Source organism: Nonomuraea sp. NPDC023979 (assembly GCF_040639085.1).
GTDB classification, from domain to species: Bacteria; Actinomycetota; Actinomycetes; order Streptosporangiales; family Streptosporangiaceae; genus Nonomuraea; species Nonomuraea ceibae.
The window spans coordinates 19430-34450 of the sequence record NZ_JBEZZG010000056.1 but is presented as its reverse complement, the minus strand read 5'-3'; the positions used below and the strand labels follow the sequence as shown (position 1 = coordinate 34450).

The following is a 15021-nucleotide window of genomic DNA, read 5'->3' as shown; positions in this document are numbered from 1 at the left end:
CGCTGTCATCTGGCACAACTGGAACATCGGCGCACCCGTGAAACGATCCCTGATCGCCTACGATCACTAACCCAAATTTCACATCAGCGATCTAGGGTGGTGGCATGCCGCGACGCCTCATCTGTTCGCCTCCGCCCGCCCGCTAGCGGGCGGCCTTCCCTGAATCTCCGGGTCTGACAGATCCGGTGGTGGTTGCTGCCCGCATCCGGGCCCAATCCACCACTCCTCATCGGAGCACATCTGTCATGACCCAGCTCACCACCCGGCGTGCCACGCTGTACGTCGCCACCGCCGCCGCGGCCTGGGGCACCGGCGGCGCCGCCGGAGCCCTCCTGTTCGCCGGCGGCGGGCTCGACGCCCTGGACGTGTCCTTCTGGCGCTACCTCCTCGGGGCGATCTTCCTGCTGCCGCTCGCCCGCGGCCTCCGCCTCGACGGCCGCGTCGCCGTCGTCGGCGCCGGCATGGCCGTCTACCAGACCGCCTACTTCGGCGCCATCGCGCACTCGGGCGTCGCGATCGCCACGGTCGTCACGATGGGCGCCACGCCGGTCTTCACCGCCCTCGGCGGCCGGCTCCTGCTCGGCGAACGCCTCGGCCGCGCCGGCCTCGCCGCCCTCCTCACCGCCCTGACGGGCCTCGTCCTCCTCACCACGACCCCCCACCCCGAGCCGGCCACCCCCACCGGGACGCTCGCCACGCCGTCCGGGGAGGGGACGCCGGCCGGGGTGGGGCTCGGGTTGCTGTCGGCCGCCGGGTATGCCGGGGTGACGTTGTACTCGCGGCGGCACCGGGACGACTCCCAGGGGATGGCCGTGGGCGGGTTCGTCGTGGGGGCGGTGTGCCTGGCGCCGTTCGCGCTGGCCGGCGGGGTGGTCCCGGTGGGCGGGTGGCAGAGCGTGGCGCTGCTCGCCTATCTGGGGGCGGTGCCGACGGCGCTGGCGTACCTGCTGTTCTTCCGCGCGTTGACGGCGCTGCGGGCGACGACGGTGTCGATCGTGTCGCTGGGGGAAGCGGCGGGGGCGGCCGTGCTGGGCGTGCTGGTGTTCGGGGAGCGGCTGTCGCCGTCGGCCTGGGCGGGGTGCGTACTGCTGCTGGTGGCGGCGGTGGCGCGGGCACGGGAGGAGTGAGCGTGAGGCAGGGTCGCCGTATGGGTTAGGGTCCGTACGGCGACGCCTGTCGTGTCGTCGCTCCGCTCCCAGGCCGCCGGTACGGGCCGGTACGGGGGAACGGTGGCGGCGGAGCGTGCGTTGGAGGAACTGTGGCCTCGATTACAGGATTTGTCAGGAACCTGCTGGACCGTCCGGGAGGCACCCCCCTGACGCCGTACCAGAAGGTCGTGAAGGCGGCTCACGCCCGCGCCGACCGGATCGGCAAACTGGATGAGCTGCCCAGGCCCGACATGAGCGACCTGGCCGAGTTTTGTGCCGTCGCCCGTGAGGCCGCCGACCGCACGCTCGGGCTCAGGCCGTACGACGTGCAGTTGCTCGGGACACTCGCGCTCCTCGACGGCAAGGTGGCCGAGATGGCCACCGGCGAGGGCAAGACGCTGTCCGGGGCGATGGCGGCGGCCGGCTACGCGCTGCAGGGCAGGCGCGTGCACGTGATGTCGGTCAACGACTACCTGGCCCGCCGCGACGCCGAGTGGATGGCCCCCATCTACGCGGCCCTGGGCGTCACCGTCGGCTGGATCGACCAGAACTCCACCCCGGAGGAGCGGCGCGACGCCTACGCGAAGGACGTCACGTACGGGCCGGTGAGCGAGATCGGCTTCGACGTGCTGCGTGACCGGATGCGCACGTCGGCGGACGAGATCATCGTGCCGGAGCCGGAGGTGGCGCTGATCGACGAGGCCGACTCGGTGCTCGTCGACGAGGCGAGGGTGCCGCTGGTGATGGCGGGGGCGGCCGACGCGGGCAACGCGGTGCCGGAGCTGGCGGTCCTGGTCAGGCAGCTCATCCGGGGCTACCACTACGAGATCGACGAGCAGGCGCGCAACGTCTACCTGACGCCGAAGGGCGCCGAGACGGTGGAGAACCTGCTGGGCGTCGAGCTCTACGACGAGCACGAGCCGGGCACGCTGATCGAGGTCAACCTGGCCCTGCACGCCCACGCGCTGCTGACCCGCGACGTCGACTACATCGTGCGTGACGGCAAGGTGCAGCTCATCAACCCCTCGCGCGGCCGGGTGGCGGTGCTGCAGCGCTGGCCCGCCGGCCTGCAGGCGGCGGTGGAGGCCAAGGAGGCGCTGCCGCCGAGCGAGAAGGGCGAGATCCTCGACTCGATCACCGTGCAGGGCCTGATCAGGCGCTACCCGAGGGTGTGCGGCATGACGGGCACCGCGGTGGCGGTGAGCGAGCAGCTCGGCGAGTTCTACGGGCTGAAGGTCGCGGTGATCCCGTCCAACCGGCCGTGCGTCAGGAAGGACGAGCCCGACCGCATCTACCCGACGGTGCCCGACAAGGACGCGGCGCTGGTCGAGGAGATCCAGGCGGTGCACGAGACCGGCAGGCCGATCCTCATCGGCACGCTCGACGTGGCCGAGTCGGAGAACCTGGCCATGCTGCTCCAGCGCCGCAGCCTGGAGCCGGTGGTGCTCAACGCCAAGAACGACGCCGAGGAGGCCGCGATCATCGCCAGGGCGGGCGAGCGCGGCGCGATCACCGTCTCGACGCAGATGGCGGGCCGGGGCACCGACATCCGGCTCGGCGACGGCGTTGCGGAGCTCGGCGGCCTGTACGTGATCGGCTCCGGCCGCCACTCCAGCAGCCGCCTGGACGACCAGTTGCGCGGCCGGGCGGGCCGCCAGGGCGACCCGGGCGGCTCGGTGTTCTTCGTCAGCATGGGCGACGACCTGATCACGCAGTACACGCCGGACGAGCGGCCGCCGGCGGCCGACGCCGACGGCATCGTCAGGCACCGGCGCGGCGCCTACCTGGTGGGGCACGCGCAGCGGGTGGCGGAGGGCGTCAACCTGCAGATCCACCGCAACACCTGGCGCTACACCCGGCTGCTGGAGCAGCAGCGCGAGCTCATCCTGGAGTGGCGCGACAAGGTGCTGCACGGCGACGCGGCGGCCAAGGCGCTCAAGGAGGCCGACCCGGAGCGCTGGGAGTCGATGCCCGAGGACACCCGGGAGGAGACGGCCAGGCAGATCGTGCTGCACGCGATCGACCGCTGCTGGACCGAGCACCTGGCGTTCCTCACCGACCTGCGCGAGGGCATCCACCTGCGGGCGCTGGGCCGGATGAGCCCCGTCGACGAGTATCAGCGGGAGGCGGTGGCGGAGTACAAGCGGCTGCTGGCCGAGGTGGAGCGCCGGTCGCTGGAGTCGTTCGAGGCGCCCGAGCCCGATCTCAAGCGCCCGCAGGCGACCTGGACCTATCTGGTGCAGGACAACCCATTCGGCACCGAGTGGGACCGGATTCTCAAGCGGGTCAAAGGCGGTTCGCGTACCTGACAGAGGATGGCAGGTACGGCTGACAGGCTGACGGTCATGACGACGAAGGCGAATCTCATCGCGGTCACCATCGACTGCGACGACCCCAGGAAGACGGCCGAGTTCTACCACCAGGTGACCGGCCTGCCCATCACGTACGCGGAGGACGAGTACGCGGCCGTGAGCGACGGCACCACGTCGCTCTACTTCGGCCGGGTGCCCGATCGCAAGCCCGTGGAGTGGCCGAGCGCCGACAAGCAGTTCCATCTCGACTTCCGCGTCCCGGATGTGGAGAAGGCGGTCGAGGAGTACGTTGCGATCGGCGCGACCAAGCCCGAGTTCCAGCCGGGCGTGACGGACGAGGGGGTGGGCTGGATCGTGCTGCGGGATCCTGACGGCCACCTGTTCTGCGTCTGCCCGGAGAAGTGATGTAGGCCAAGATTGGCCTAAAGGATGATTCGAGCGCATTGCTGCGCATCTAAGCTGAGGCAATGCTCTTGCACGGATCTCTGCCCCTGCGTGGGCGCCCATGACCTGGGTCGGCCTCCTCATCGCACTCGCCGGGGCGCTGGGCTACGCGGTCGGCGCGGCGCTGCAACAGTTCGAGGCAGTGGCGGAGGGCGCCTCGCTCAGGCTGACCCGGCGGCCCCGCTGGTGGATCGGCGGCATCATCAGCCTGACCGGCGCGTGCCTGCACGCGGTGGCGCTGAGCTTCGCGCCGCTGGTGGCGGTGCAGCCGATCAGCGTGGCCACACTGGTGTTCGCGGTGCCGCTGGCCGCGTACATGTACGGCCGCAAACCGTACAAGGCAGAGATCTTCGGCTCGATCGCGGTGGCCGTGGGCCTGATCTGGCTGATGATGCTGGTGCCGTCGCACCACGTCACGCCCCGGCTGGGTGACGGGGCGGCGCTCGGGTTCATCGGCGTGATCGCGCTGCTCGTGCTGGTCACGCAGGTGGCCGCGATCCGCGCCAAGGGGGCGAACAAGGCGCTGCTGCTGGCGGTCAGCGCGGGCGTGGCGACGGCGAGCGTGTCCACGTTCGTCCGGGTGGTCGGCGGCGGCATGGAGGGCGACCTGGGGCGGCTGGTCCACTGGTTCACGCTGGCCATCCCGGTGCTGCTGATCTGCGCCACGGTGCTGCTGCAGCGCTCGTACGCGGTCGGCTACTTCGGCATCGCCTACGCGGGCGTGCAGGTCGTCGACCCGATCACCTCGGTGCTGGCCGGCGCGCTGCTGCTCGGCGAGCCGCTGCCGACCAGCCCCGCCACCGCCGTGCCCGCGGTGCTGGCGGCGGCGCTGACCATCGCCGGCACGATCACGCTGGGCCGGCTGACGCCCGATCACTCCCCGTCGAAACAGGCGGCCGCCATCCCAGAATCTCGTCCATTGAGCGCAGCATCAGATCGGGCCTGAACCGGCTCGCCAGCGACATCGCCCGGTCGCGCACCGCCACGGCGACGGGGTTGCGCACCTTGGTGATCCGGCAGATCGCCATCGACTTGCGCACGACGTCGGCCGTGCGCCGCAGCCGCGCCTCGGTGTAGGCGGCCAGGTCGCCGCCCGCGAGGTGGCCGAGCACGACCGCGTCCTCCAGCGCCTGGCAGGCGCCCTGCCCCAGGTTGGGCGTCATCGGATGGGCGGCGTCGCCGAGCAGCGCCACCCGGCCCGCGTGCATGGCGGGCAGCGGCTCGCGCAGGTAGTAGAGGTCGTTGCGCAGGATGTGGTCCGGCCGGGCGCCTTCCAGCAGGGCGGGGATCGGCGCGTGCCACGTCCCGAACCTGCGCACCAGCTCCGCCCGCTCGTCGCCGCCCGCGGCCCCGGCCGGTGACAGGTCGGTGGCGTAGAAGTAGACCAGCTCGTCGTCCAGCGCGTGGATGCCGAACACGGTGCCCCGCCCCCAGCTCTCCGAGCTGCGGATCGGCCCGTCCGGCCGGGGCGCCAGGCCCCGCCACGTGGTCACGCCCGCGTAGACCGGCTCCGGGTGCCGGGGGAAGAGCGCGGCCCGCACCCGCGAGTGGATGCCGTCGGCGGCCACGACCAGGTCGGCGGTCAGCTCGCCCGCGTCGGTGCGCACGGTCCCGGTGGCGGCGTCGACGCCCGTGACCGCCGTGCCGAGCCGCAGCCGCTCCGGCCCCAGCGTCTCGGTCAGCAGCTCGACCAGCCTGGCCCGCAGCAGCACGACGATCGAGTCGCCGTAGAGCTCGCGCGCCCGGTCCTCGGTGGTGTGGGTGAGCCAGGCGCCGTCGTGGCGGCGGATGCCCACCTGGCCTTCCATCCTCGACAGCTCGCGCACCCGGTCGCCCAGGCCGAGCACGTCGAGCGCGCGCAGCCCGTTGGACGCCACGGCCAGGCCGGAGCCGACGGGCTCCAGCTTGGCCGCCTTCTCCAGCACGTCCACGTGCCAGCCCGCGCGGTGCAGCGCGATGCCGGCGGCCAGGCCGCCGATGCCGCCGCCGATCACTACAGCCTTCATTCCCCACTCCTCAACTACGTCTGTAGTTTCACGCTACTACGGCTGTAGTCTCAACTACAACTGTAGTATCCGGTTCGTGAAGCGTTCAGAGGCCGTGGCGGAGGCGGCGATCACCCTGCTGGCCGAGCGGGGCATGCGCGGCCTCACCCACCGCGCCGTCGACGAGGCGGCCGGGCTGCCGCCCGGCTCGACGTCCAACCTGGCCCGCACCCGCGCCGCGCTGCTGGAGCTGACGCTGTCGCGGCTGACCGAGCTGGAGACGGAGGTGTTCGCCGACGGCCTGGCCGGCCGGCCGCCGACCGCCGCCGAGCTGCCCGACCTCCTGGCCCGGGTGCTCCACGTCCAGCTCCGCGACCGCCGCCGCACGCTGGCCCGCTACGAGCTCGCGCTGGAGGCGACCCGGCGGCCCGAGCTGCGCCGCATCTACGACCGGGCCGGCCGCCGCTTCCGCGACCCCGCCGTCGCCCTGCTCGCCGCCGCCGGGTCCGCCGATCCGGTACGGCACGGCCACCGCCTCGTCGCGTTCGGCGAGGGCATCATGTTCGACGCGATCGCCGGGGCCGGGACCGAACCGTCGCTGGACGAGCTCCGCGAGGCCGTGGGCGAGCTGCTGGCCGGCATGCTCGGCGGCGGACCGGGGCCCCGTGGTCAGCAGGCGTCCACGTAAGGGACCTCGGGCAGGTGGCGGGTCCACTCCGCGCGGGACAGGGCGCCGTACCGGGCGCAGACCGTCGCGGCGGCCCGCTCCGGGTCGCCGGGGGCGGGGGAGCGGGCCAGGTCGATCGTGAGCACGGTGCCGCGCCCGGCCAGCACGCGCAGGCGGCGCCCGTCCGCGCTGAGAGCGGCCTGCGCCGGGCGGTCGGTCCCCGGCGACGGCACCCGCCGGTCGGCCAGCAGCCTGCCGTCGGCCAGCCGCCACGCGCTCACCCGGTCGCCGCCCGTCGCGGCCAGGACCCGCCCGTCGGCGCTGAAGACCGGATGCCCGGGCGACGGCTGGAGCCGGAACGGCAGCGTCGGCACCCCGTCGAGCCCGTAGACCTGCACGCCGCCCTCCTCCGCGATCGCCACCCGCGTCCCGTCCGGCGCGAACGCCGTGTACTCCCACGGCATCCGGTCCAGCCACGGCCGCGCGGTCGTCGCCCCCGTCGCCAGGTAGCGCAGGTGCGAGCGGTTGCCCGCGAACACCAGCGCCACCCGGTCCCGGGGTCCCGCCACCGCGTACTCGCCCACCAGCGTGGCCCGCCGTTCGCGCAGGTCCCAGGCCCACCGCTCGCCCGACTGCCGCGCCGCCGCGAACAGCAGCCCGCCGCCCGGGCTGAACCACGCCGCCTGCTCGCCCGGCGCGCCCAGCCCGCGCCCGAACGGCCGCCCCACGCCCAGGCCGGAGCCGGTGTTCCACAGGTACGAGCGGTCCACGCCGACCAGCGCCAGCGTCCGCCCGTCCGGCGCCCAGGCCATCGCCCGCACGTTCCGCTCCGGCCCCGCCGCCGACGCCACCAGCCGCCGCCCGGTCACGTCCCACACCCGCAGCGTCCCGCCCGCCAGCGACGCCAGCCTGCTCCCGTCGCCCGACAGCGCGTGCAGCGACCGGTCCGTGGCGTACGGGTCGGCGAACCCGTCCACCGCCGGGTCCGCCGCCGCCCCCACCAGCGCCCGCCCGGCCTCGGCCACCGGCGCCAGGCGCCACGCGGCCAGCGCCAGCTTGCGCGCCGTCACCGGGTCGGCCCCGCGCGCCGCCTCCGCCCGGGACGCCGCCACCTTGGCCATCGCCTGCTCCAGCCGCCCCTCGGCGGCGCCGCCCTGCCAGGCGAGCACCGCGGCCAGCACGAGCGCCGCGGCCCCGGCCAGCCCGCCGCGCCGCAGCCGGCCCCGCCTGCGCGCCGCCGCCCGCCCGGCGTCCAGGAACGCCTGCTCGCCCGCGTTCAGCGTCACGTGCCGCCGGTCGCCCGCCGCCCAGGCCAGCGCCCGGTCCAGCGCCGCGTCGCGGAACAGGTCGGCGCCGCGCCGCCCGCCCTCCTCCCACCGGCGCGCCGCCCCGGCCAGCTCCCGCTGCACCGCCAGCCCGGACCGCTCGGCCTCCACCCAGGCGCGCAGCCTCGGCCAGGCCGACGGCAGCGCCCCGCACGCGACCGTCACCCGCCCGTCCGCCCGCTCCAGCAGCCCCGCCTCGGTGTACGCGGTGAGCACCCGGTCGATGGCGGCCGCCTGCTCCGGGGTGCGGCCGGTGACCAGGTCGGCGCGTACGGTGCCGGGCGCGAGCCGCAGGAACACCTCGGGGGCCAGGGCCTGGTCGGGAACGGCGAGCCGCTGGTAGACGTCCTCGGCCCGGGCGCCGAGCGGCGGGTCGTCGACGGGCTCGGGAGGTGAGAGGCGGCCCTGCTGGGACTGCGGGGCGTCGAGCAGCGACATGAGGAGCTGACGGGCGCCGGGGCGGTGCGCGGGATCGTCGTGCAGCGCCGCGGCGACCAGGTCGCGTAATCGGCGGTCCATCGGCGAGGGCCTGCCCCGCACCGGTCTGCCCGGCTCGTCGGCGCCGTGGGCGGCGAAGCGGAGCAGGCGGCCCCAGGCGTGGACGTCGGCGGCCGGGGTGCCGCCGGGGCGCGGGGCGGTGAGGCGGGGCCCGTCGGCCGTGAGCAGGACGGTGCCGGGGCCGAGCCCGCCGTGCGCGGCGCCCGCCTCGTGGACGGCGGCCAGGGCGGTGGCGGTGGTGGCGGCCAGCCGGTAGAGGTCGCCCGGCTCGTACGGCCCGTGCCGCTCGACGGCGGCCCGCACGCTCACCCCCTCGACGTACTCCCCGACGAGGTACGGCGGGTCGGCGTCGAGCCGGTGGTCCACCAGCCGGGCGACCCGTAACGAGCTGACCCGGCCGACCGCCGTCACCCAGGCGGCCAGCGCCTCCGGATCGGCGGCAGGCGGCAGGACCCGCAGGGCATGGCGGACCCCCGACTCGTCGTAGGCCTCGCGGACACCGCCTCCGAGCCGGTCGCCCAACCAGTAGCCTCCCAGCCGATCACCCATGCGAGGTTGGATGCCGCCTTCCGGTCAGCGGTTCAGGCGGGCCCTGTGGTCCGGCCATTCCTCTACGAGGATGCCGAAACAAACGGTGTCGCGCCAGGTGCCGTCGGAGCGGCGGCGGTGGCGGCGCAGCGTGCCCTCGTGGACGCCGCCGATGCGCCTGATGGCGTTCTGGGACCGCTCGTTCAGGCAGTCGGTCTTGAGCAGCACCCGGTTGTGGCCCAGCTTGTCGAAGGCGTGGTCGATCAGCAGCAGCTTGCACGCGGTGTTGACGGCCGAGCGCCAGTAGGCCCGGCCGTACCAGGTCCAGCCGATCTCGATGCTCTCGTCGAAGCCGGGCACGTCGCAGTAGGCGGTCCAGCCCACGGCCCTGCCGGTCGCCTTCACGATCACCGCGTGCGGGACGTGCTTGTCGTCCTCGATCAGCGCGTGGGCGACCGCCGCCAGCTCCTCCTCGGTGCGCGGCGTCGCCACGGGCAGCCACCGCCACAGCTCGTCGTCCCCGCCGCCGGCGGCGAACAGGTCGGGCACGTGCGCCAGGGTGAGCGGCTCAAGGCGGACGTCGTCGTTCTCCAGCACCACGGGCGCCGGCAAGGTCGCGGTCATGGCGGTCAGCTTAGGCAGGGCTCGCGGGCGCGCTGATGGCCACCTGACCGATTTTGCGGGGAACCACCTGTCGACACTCATACCGGCCGGTCGGTAGGCTCGCGGCATGGACTTCGCCTTCGACACCGTCACCGAGGACCTGCGGCGGCGCCTGCTGCTGTTCATGGACGAATGCGTCTATCCCGCCGAGTCCGCCTTCGAGGAGCAGGCCCGCACCAGCGGCTGGAGCGCCCCGCCGCTCGTCAACGACCTGAAGGACGAGGCCAGGCAGCGCGGCCTGTGGAACCTGTTCCTGCCCGGCGAGCACGGCGCCGGGCTGACGAACCTCCAGTACGCGCCACTGGCGGAGATCATGGGCCGCAGCCCGAGCCTGGCGCCGGTCGCCACCAACTGCGCCGCGCCCGACACGGGCAACATGGAAGTGCTGTCCATGTTCGGCAGCGAATGGCAGCGCAAGGAGTGGCTGACGCCGCTGCTCGACGGCGAGATCCGCTCGGCGTTCGCGATGACCGAGCCCGACGTGGCCTCCTCCGACGCCACGAACATCGCCACCTCGATCGTCCGCGACGGCGACGAGTACGTCATCAACGGCCGCAAGTGGTTCATCTCCGGCGCGATGAACCCCGACTGCAAGATCTTCATCGTCATGGGCAAGACGAACCCGGACGCGCCCAAGCACCGCCAGCAGAGCATGATCCTGGTGCCGCGCGACACCCCCGGCATGACGATCAAGCGCGGCATGCACGTCTTCGGCTACAGCGACGCCGACCACGGCGGCCACGCCGAGATCCTGTTCGAGGACGTCCGCGTCCCGGCCGACAACCTGATCGGCGAGGAGGGCGGCGGCTTCGCCATCGCCCAGGCCCGCCTCGGCCCCGGCCGCATCCACCACTGCATGCGCCTGATCGGCATGGCCGAGCGCGCTGTCGAGCTGATGTGCGAGCGGGCGCTGGCCCGCACCGCGTTCGGCAAGCCGGTCGCCCAGCAGGGCGTGGTCCAGGACTGGATCGCCGAGTCCCGCATCAGGATCGAGCAGTTGCGGCTGCTCGTGCTCAAGACCGCCTGGCTGATGGACACCGTCGGCAACCAGGGCGCCCACACCGAGATCCAGGCCATCAAGATCTCCACCCCCATCACCGTGGAGTGGATCCTCGACAAGGCCATCCAGGTGCACGGCGCCGGCGGCGTCTCCCAGGACTTCCCGCTGGCCGGGCTCTGGGCGGCGGCCCGCTCGCTGCGCCTGGCCGACGGGCCGGACGAGGTGCACAAGCGGTCCCTGGCCTACCGCGAGCTGAAGAAGCACATGTGATGACGACAGGAGCTGGAGTGGACGAAGCACGGCTCAAGGAGCGCGTCGCCGCGTTCCTGAGCGAGAACGATCCGGACGGCGACCGGCTGGAGTTCCTGCGGGCCAGGTTCGACGCGGGCCTGGCCTGGGTGTGGTTCCCCGAGGGGCTCGGCGGGCTGGGCGTCTCGCGCGAGCTGCAGCAGGTGGTCGAGCGGGAGCTGGCCCACACGCCGCAGCTCGACGGCGGCGTGCAGGGCATCGGGCTCGGCATGGCCGCGCCCACGATCCTGGCGTTCGGCACCGAGGAGCAGAAGCGCCGCTTCCTGCGCCCGCTGTGGACGGGCGAGGAGATCTGGTGCCAGCTCTTCAGCGAGCCCGGCGCCGGGTCCGACCTGGCCACGCTCGGCACCCGCGCGGTCCGCGACGGCGACGAGTGGGTCGTCGACGGCCAGAAGGTGTGGACGTCCGGGGCCCACCACGCCCGCTGGGCGATCCTTGTCACCCGTACCGACCCGGACGTGCCCAAGCACCGCGGCATGACGTACTTCATCTGCGACATGCACGCGCCCGGCGTGGACGTGCGCCCGCTGCGGCAGATCACCGGCGAGGCCGAGTTCAACGAGGTGTTCCTCACCGGCGTGCGGCTCCCTGACGACCTGCGGCTCGGCGCGGTCGGCGACGGCTGGCGGGTCGCCCAGACCACGCTGATGAACGAGCGCGTCGCCATCGGCGGCGCGCCGGTGCGGCGCGGCGGCGGCATGGTCGGCGCGGTGCTGGAGCACTGGCGCGAGCACCCCGAGCTGCGCACCCACGACCTGCACCAGCGGCTGCTCTCGCTCTGGGTCGAGGCCGAGGTGACCCGCCTGTCGGGGGCGCGGCTGCGCGAGCAGCTCGCCGCCGGGCAGCCGGGCCCCGAGGGCTCGGGCATGAAGCTGTCGTTCGCCCGGCTCAACCAGGCGCTGTCCGGCCTGGACGTCGAGCTGCGGCGCGACCTCGGCTACGACGACTGGACCTTCCGCCGCTCCGAGACCGTCGACTTCTACGGCCGCGGCCCCGGATACCGCTACCTGCGCGCCAAGGGCAACTCGATCGAGGGCGGCACCTCCGAGATCCTGCGCAACATCATCGCCGAGCGGGTGCTCGGCCTGCCCTCAGAGCCCCGCGTCGACAAGGACGTGCCCTGGAAGGACCTGCCGCGATGACGAGCCTGCTGTATTCGGAGGTCGAGGAGGAGCTGCGCGCCGCCGTGCGCGACCTGCTGGCCGACCGCTGCCCGCCCGCCACCGTGCTCAAGCGTGCCGAGTCGGACCCGTACGACCTGGACCTGTGGAAGACGCTGGCCGGGGAGATCGGGGTGGCCGGGCTGCTCATTCCCGAGGAGCACGGCGGGGCCGGGGCGACGGCCAGCGAGGTCGCGGTCGTGCTGGAGGAGCTGGGCCGGGGCGTCGCGCCGGTGCCGTTCTTCACCAGCGCGGTGCTCGCCACCCGGGCGCTCGTCCAGGCCGGGGCCGCCGGCCTGCTCGAACGGCTCGCCGACGGCCGCTCGACCGCCGCGCTCGCGGTGTCGTTCGCGGCCTCGCCCTACCACCCGTCGCGCGGCTCCTCCGTACGGCTCGCGGACGGGCGGCTGTCGGGCACGGTCACCGGCGTGGCCGGGGCCGACGTCGCGGACGTGCTGCTGGTGCCGGTCGAGGGCGTCCTCTACCGCGTCGAGGGCGCCCAGGTCGCCGCCGTGCCGTCGCTGGACCTGACCCGGCCGGTCGCCACCGTCACGCTGGACGGCGCCGAGGCCACCCGGCTCGGCGAGGTGGACGTGGCGGGCGTGCTGCGGTACGGGGCCGGGCTGCTGGCCTCCGAGCAGTACGGGGTCGCCCAGTGGTGCCTCGACACGACGCTCGCCTACGTCAAGGAGCGGCACCAGTTCGCCCGGCCGGTCGGGTCGTTCCAGGCGATCAAGCACCGGCTGGCCGACCTGTGGCTCGACGTGGTCAGGGCCAGGGCGGCGGCGCGGGGCGCGGTGGCCGACGACTCGCCCCTGTCGGCGGCCGTGGCCCAGGCGTGGAACGCCGGCGTGGCGGTGCACGTGGCCGAGGAGGCGGTGCAGCTCCACGGCGGGATCGGGATGACCTGGGAGCACCCGGTGCATCTCTATCTCAAGCGCGCCAAGGCCACCGAGATCGCTCTTGGCACCCCCGGCGACCATCGCGAGGCGCTCGCCTCACTCGCCGAGGTGCCCGGCCCCGAGGGAGGCCAGCAGTAGGTCGGCGAAGTGCTTGCCCACCTGGGCGCCGGTCAGCGGCCCGTCCGTGTGGAACCAGGTGCCCAGGTGGTGCACCGAGCCGAAGAAGTAGTCGACGACCAGGTCGGCCGGCACCCGGTCGCTGAACACGCCGTCGCGCTGGCCCTCCAGCACCAGGTCGCGGAAGCGCTCGTGATAGCGCCGGCGCTCGGCCCGTACACTCTTGCGGGTCTCGGGAGCGAGCAGGTGCATCGAGCGGAAGAAGATCTTGGAGTCGTCGAGGTTGTCGGTGGTGGTCTCGATCACGTCGGCGGCGGCGCGGTGCAGCCGCTCGACGACCGTGCCGGGACTGTCGGCGATCTGCGTCAGCCGGTCCATCTGCATGCGCAGGACCCTGCCGTAGATCTCGTGCAGCAGGTCGTCCTTGGAGTCGAAGTAGTGATACATGGCGCCTTTGGTGACGCCGGCGGCCATCACGATCTCCTGGACGGAGGTGCTCTCGAAGCCCTGTTCGGCGAACAGCCGGGTGGCCTCGGCGAGCAGCCTCTGGCGTACCGGTTCCTCTTTCATCACGGATCACAGCATACCGACTGGTCGGTTGAGCCGTGATGCTTCTCCTAGGGGTACCAATTCCGTCACCTTAGGCTCACCTTGGTTTCGGATGGGGTATCTCTTTAACCGGCGAGGGATCTTCGGCGTGGCAGATCCTGTTGACGACACACTCATTCGGGGAGTTTGCCGTGCCCGGTGGCTCTATCTACGTGCAGCAGGACGAGAAGTACACGGGGTCGTCCCCCCAGTGGTGGTACGAGAAGTTCTGGCGTGAGGAGGCCCAGAGCAGGCGCAGGGCGCGCATCCTCAAGGCGGCGGCCGGGTTCGCCGCCGGTTTCGCGCTCGGCGTCCGCTTCGACGTCACCTACACGGCCTTCTACGCGCTCGTCGTGGCCGGGCTCGTCGCCGCCGGCGACTGGTGGCTCGACTGGCGCCGCTTCCAGGCCACGGCCGTCTGGCGCGGGCGCAGGCACGGCGAGGCCATCACCGGCCGCCTGCTGCGCCGCTCGCTCGGCAGGCGCGGCTACCAGGTGCTCGACGGCCGGGCGATCAAGGACCAGGCGTCCATCGACCACCTCGTGATCGGGCCGGGCGGCGTCTGGATCGTCGACAACGAGTCCTGGAGCCCCGACACCGAGATCGCCACCTACGGTGGCCGGCTGTTCTTCGGCGAGAAGTACGGCACCAAGGTCGCCAAGCCGCTGGCCGACGCCGCCCAGGCGTTCGCCGACCTGCTCACCCGCGAGACCGGCATCGAGGTCACGATCACCCCGTTGCTGGCCGTGCACTGCGGCATGCTGCCGCGCCGCGGGCTGCTGGAGGCCGAGGGCATCACGCTGCTCAAGCCGCGCCTGGTCGCCAGGCGCATCCGGTCGACGGCGAACGGGCACCTCGACCCCGCCCAGATCGAGCTCCTCACCCGCACCGCGGCCCGCGAGCTCCAGCGCGCCTGACGGCGACATACCGCCGATATACCCCGGGCCGCTAGCGTCCTGTCGCGACAGGCCAGAACCAGGGATGGAGCGGTAAAGAACATGCGCAGATCCAGCGGAATCGTCGCCCTCGCCCTCGCCGCCGGACTCCTCACCGGCGCCCAGCCCGCCGCCGCCGGAGTGCAGGCCGCGTGCAGCCTCTCGCCGGGCACCCCGTACAAGGACGGCTACAAGGTGATCGCGGGCGTGGTCACGTGGACCGGCTCCTCCTGCGGCCGGATGACCATGAAGCTGCAGCGGTCGCGGTGGTACGGCTGGCAGGACATGGTCGACGACTCGTGGGACTCGGCAAGCAGCAGCAGCAAGCGCGCCTCGCTGCGGGTGTCGTGCGACGGCACGCACGAATGGCGGATCTGGTTCGACTCCAGCAACACCAGCAGCAGGACCGGCCTCACCAGGAAGATCAGCTGCCCGTAGCC

The 15021-nt window shown here is 73.1% G+C and carries 14 protein-coding genes; 10 read left to right on the top strand and 4 right to left on the bottom strand.

The annotated features are described in order from the left end of the window. The first annotated feature begins 245 nt into the window (after window positions 1–245). From AB0G11_RS47300 to AB0G11_RS47285, 4 genes are all read left to right on the top strand, one after another. Complete coding sequence (locus tag AB0G11_RS47300; protein ID WP_357593699.1) at window positions 246–1127, top strand: EamA family transporter; 882 nt, start codon at window positions 246–248, stop codon at window positions 1125–1127. A 140-nt stretch (window positions 1128–1267) separates the two neighbouring features. Next, window positions 1268–3457, top strand: a complete 2190-nt coding sequence (gene secA2 / locus AB0G11_RS47295; protein WP_357593701.1) for an accessory Sec system translocase SecA2 — start codon at window positions 1268–1270, stop codon at window positions 3455–3457. A gap of 36 nt (window positions 3458–3493) precedes the next feature. Then, window positions 3494–3865, top strand: coding sequence for a VOC family protein (locus AB0G11_RS47290; protein ID WP_219519674.1), 372 nt, complete (start codon window positions 3494–3496; stop codon window positions 3863–3865). 100 nt (window positions 3866–3965) lie between these two features. Beyond that, the gene (locus AB0G11_RS47285; RefSeq protein ID WP_219519677.1) at window positions 3966–4850 is read left to right on the top strand and encodes a DMT family transporter; all 885 of its coding nucleotides are present in this window, start codon (window positions 3966–3968) and stop codon (window positions 4848–4850) included. On the opposite strand, the gene AB0G11_RS47280 is transcribed toward AB0G11_RS47285, so the two are convergent. Beyond that, window positions 4753–5910 carry an FAD-dependent monooxygenase gene (locus AB0G11_RS47280; RefSeq protein ID WP_219519686.1) on the bottom strand — a complete coding sequence of 386 codons (1158 nt, stop codon included), beginning with the start codon at window positions 5908–5910 and terminating at the stop codon, window positions 4753–4755. The genes AB0G11_RS47285 and AB0G11_RS47280 overlap by 98 nt on opposite strands. Window positions 5911–5986: 76 nt before the next feature. Between AB0G11_RS47280 and AB0G11_RS47275 the strand changes: the two genes are divergently transcribed. After that, a complete protein-coding gene (locus tag AB0G11_RS47275; RefSeq protein WP_357593697.1) occupies window positions 5987–6577 on the top strand; it encodes a TetR family transcriptional regulator C-terminal domain-containing protein in 591 nt (196 codons plus the stop codon). On the opposite strand, the gene AB0G11_RS47270 is transcribed toward AB0G11_RS47275, so the two are convergent. After that, window positions 6559–8928, bottom strand: a complete 2370-nt coding sequence (locus AB0G11_RS47270) for a hypothetical protein (protein WP_357593696.1) — start codon at window positions 8926–8928, stop codon at window positions 6559–6561. The genes AB0G11_RS47275 and AB0G11_RS47270 overlap by 19 nt on opposite strands. Before the next feature lie 24 nt (window positions 8929–8952). Continuing rightward, entirely contained in the window at window positions 8953–9531 is a 579-nt protein-coding gene (locus AB0G11_RS47265; protein ID WP_357593694.1) for a GNAT family protein, read from the bottom strand. 106 nt (window positions 9532–9637) lie between these two features. On the opposite strand from AB0G11_RS47265, the gene AB0G11_RS47260 reads away from it, so the two are divergent. The 3 genes from AB0G11_RS47260 to AB0G11_RS47250 are packed head-to-tail and all read left to right on the top strand — an operon-like array spanning window position 9638 to window position 13079. Continuing rightward, entirely contained in the window at window positions 9638–10840 is a 1203-nt protein-coding gene (locus tag AB0G11_RS47260; RefSeq protein WP_219515066.1) for an acyl-CoA dehydrogenase family protein, read from the top strand. After that, on the top strand, window positions 10840–12021 hold the full coding sequence (locus AB0G11_RS47255) for an acyl-CoA dehydrogenase family protein (protein ID WP_357593692.1): 1182 nt from the start codon (window positions 10840–10842) through the stop codon (window positions 12019–12021). The genes AB0G11_RS47260 and AB0G11_RS47255 overlap by 1 nt, the downstream gene beginning before the upstream one ends. Continuing rightward, window positions 12018–13079, top strand: coding sequence for an acyl-CoA dehydrogenase family protein (locus tag AB0G11_RS47250; RefSeq protein ID WP_219515071.1), 1062 nt, complete (start codon window positions 12018–12020; stop codon window positions 13077–13079). The genes AB0G11_RS47255 and AB0G11_RS47250 overlap by 4 nt, the downstream gene beginning before the upstream one ends. Here the strand turns inward: AB0G11_RS47250 and AB0G11_RS47245 are convergent. Continuing rightward, window positions 13038–13628, bottom strand: coding sequence for a TetR/AcrR family transcriptional regulator (locus AB0G11_RS47245; protein ID WP_219515151.1), 591 nt, complete (start codon window positions 13626–13628; stop codon window positions 13038–13040). The two genes, AB0G11_RS47250 and AB0G11_RS47245, sit on opposite strands and share 42 nt — an antisense overlap. 170 nt (window positions 13629–13798) lie before the next feature. On the opposite strand from AB0G11_RS47245, the gene AB0G11_RS47240 reads away from it, so the two are divergent. Continuing rightward, the gene (locus tag AB0G11_RS47240) at window positions 13799–14563 is read left to right on the top strand and encodes a nuclease-related domain-containing protein (RefSeq protein ID WP_219515073.1); all 765 of its coding nucleotides are present in this window, start codon (window positions 13799–13801) and stop codon (window positions 14561–14563) included. Between the two features lie 81 nt (window positions 14564–14644). Next, window positions 14645–15019 carry a hypothetical protein gene (locus tag AB0G11_RS47235; RefSeq protein ID WP_357593690.1) on the top strand — a complete coding sequence of 125 codons (375 nt, stop codon included), beginning with the start codon at window positions 14645–14647 and terminating at the stop codon, window positions 15017–15019. Window positions 15020–15021: the final 2 nt, after the last annotated feature.

Excerpts from the sequence above, each read along its gene's own strand:
- AB0G11_RS47265 (WP_357593694.1), bottom strand. The coding sequence starts at position 9,531 with ATGACCGCGACCTTGCCGGCGCCCGTGGTGCTGGAGAACGACGACGTC.
- AB0G11_RS47260 (WP_219515066.1), top strand. The coding sequence starts at position 9,638 with ATGGACTTCGCCTTCGACACCGTCACCGAGGACCTGCGGCGGCGCCTG.
- AB0G11_RS47270 (WP_357593696.1), bottom strand. The coding sequence starts at position 8,928 with ATGGGTGATCGGCTGGGAGGCTACTGGTTGGGCGACCGGCTCGGAGGC.
- AB0G11_RS47290 (WP_219519674.1), top strand. The coding sequence starts at position 3,494 with ATGACGACGAAGGCGAATCTCATCGCGGTCACCATCGACTGCGACGAC.
- AB0G11_RS47250 (WP_219515071.1), top strand. The coding sequence starts at position 12,018 with ATGACGAGCCTGCTGTATTCGGAGGTCGAGGAGGAGCTGCGCGCCGCC.
- AB0G11_RS47235 (WP_357593690.1), top strand. The coding sequence starts at position 14,645 with ATGCGCAGATCCAGCGGAATCGTCGCCCTCGCCCTCGCCGCCGGACTC.
- AB0G11_RS47285 (WP_219519677.1), top strand. The coding sequence starts at position 3,966 with ATGACCTGGGTCGGCCTCCTCATCGCACTCGCCGGGGCGCTGGGCTAC.
- AB0G11_RS47245 (WP_219515151.1), bottom strand. The coding sequence starts at position 13,628 with ATGAAAGAGGAACCGGTACGCCAGAGGCTGCTCGCCGAGGCCACCCGG.
- AB0G11_RS47280 (WP_219519686.1), bottom strand. The coding sequence starts at position 5,910 with ATGAAGGCTGTAGTGATCGGCGGCGGCATCGGCGGCCTGGCCGCCGGC.
- AB0G11_RS47300 (WP_357593699.1), top strand. The coding sequence starts at position 246 with ATGACCCAGCTCACCACCCGGCGTGCCACGCTGTACGTCGCCACCGCC.
- AB0G11_RS47255 (WP_357593692.1), top strand. The coding sequence starts at position 10,840 with ATGACGACAGGAGCTGGAGTGGACGAAGCACGGCTCAAGGAGCGCGTC.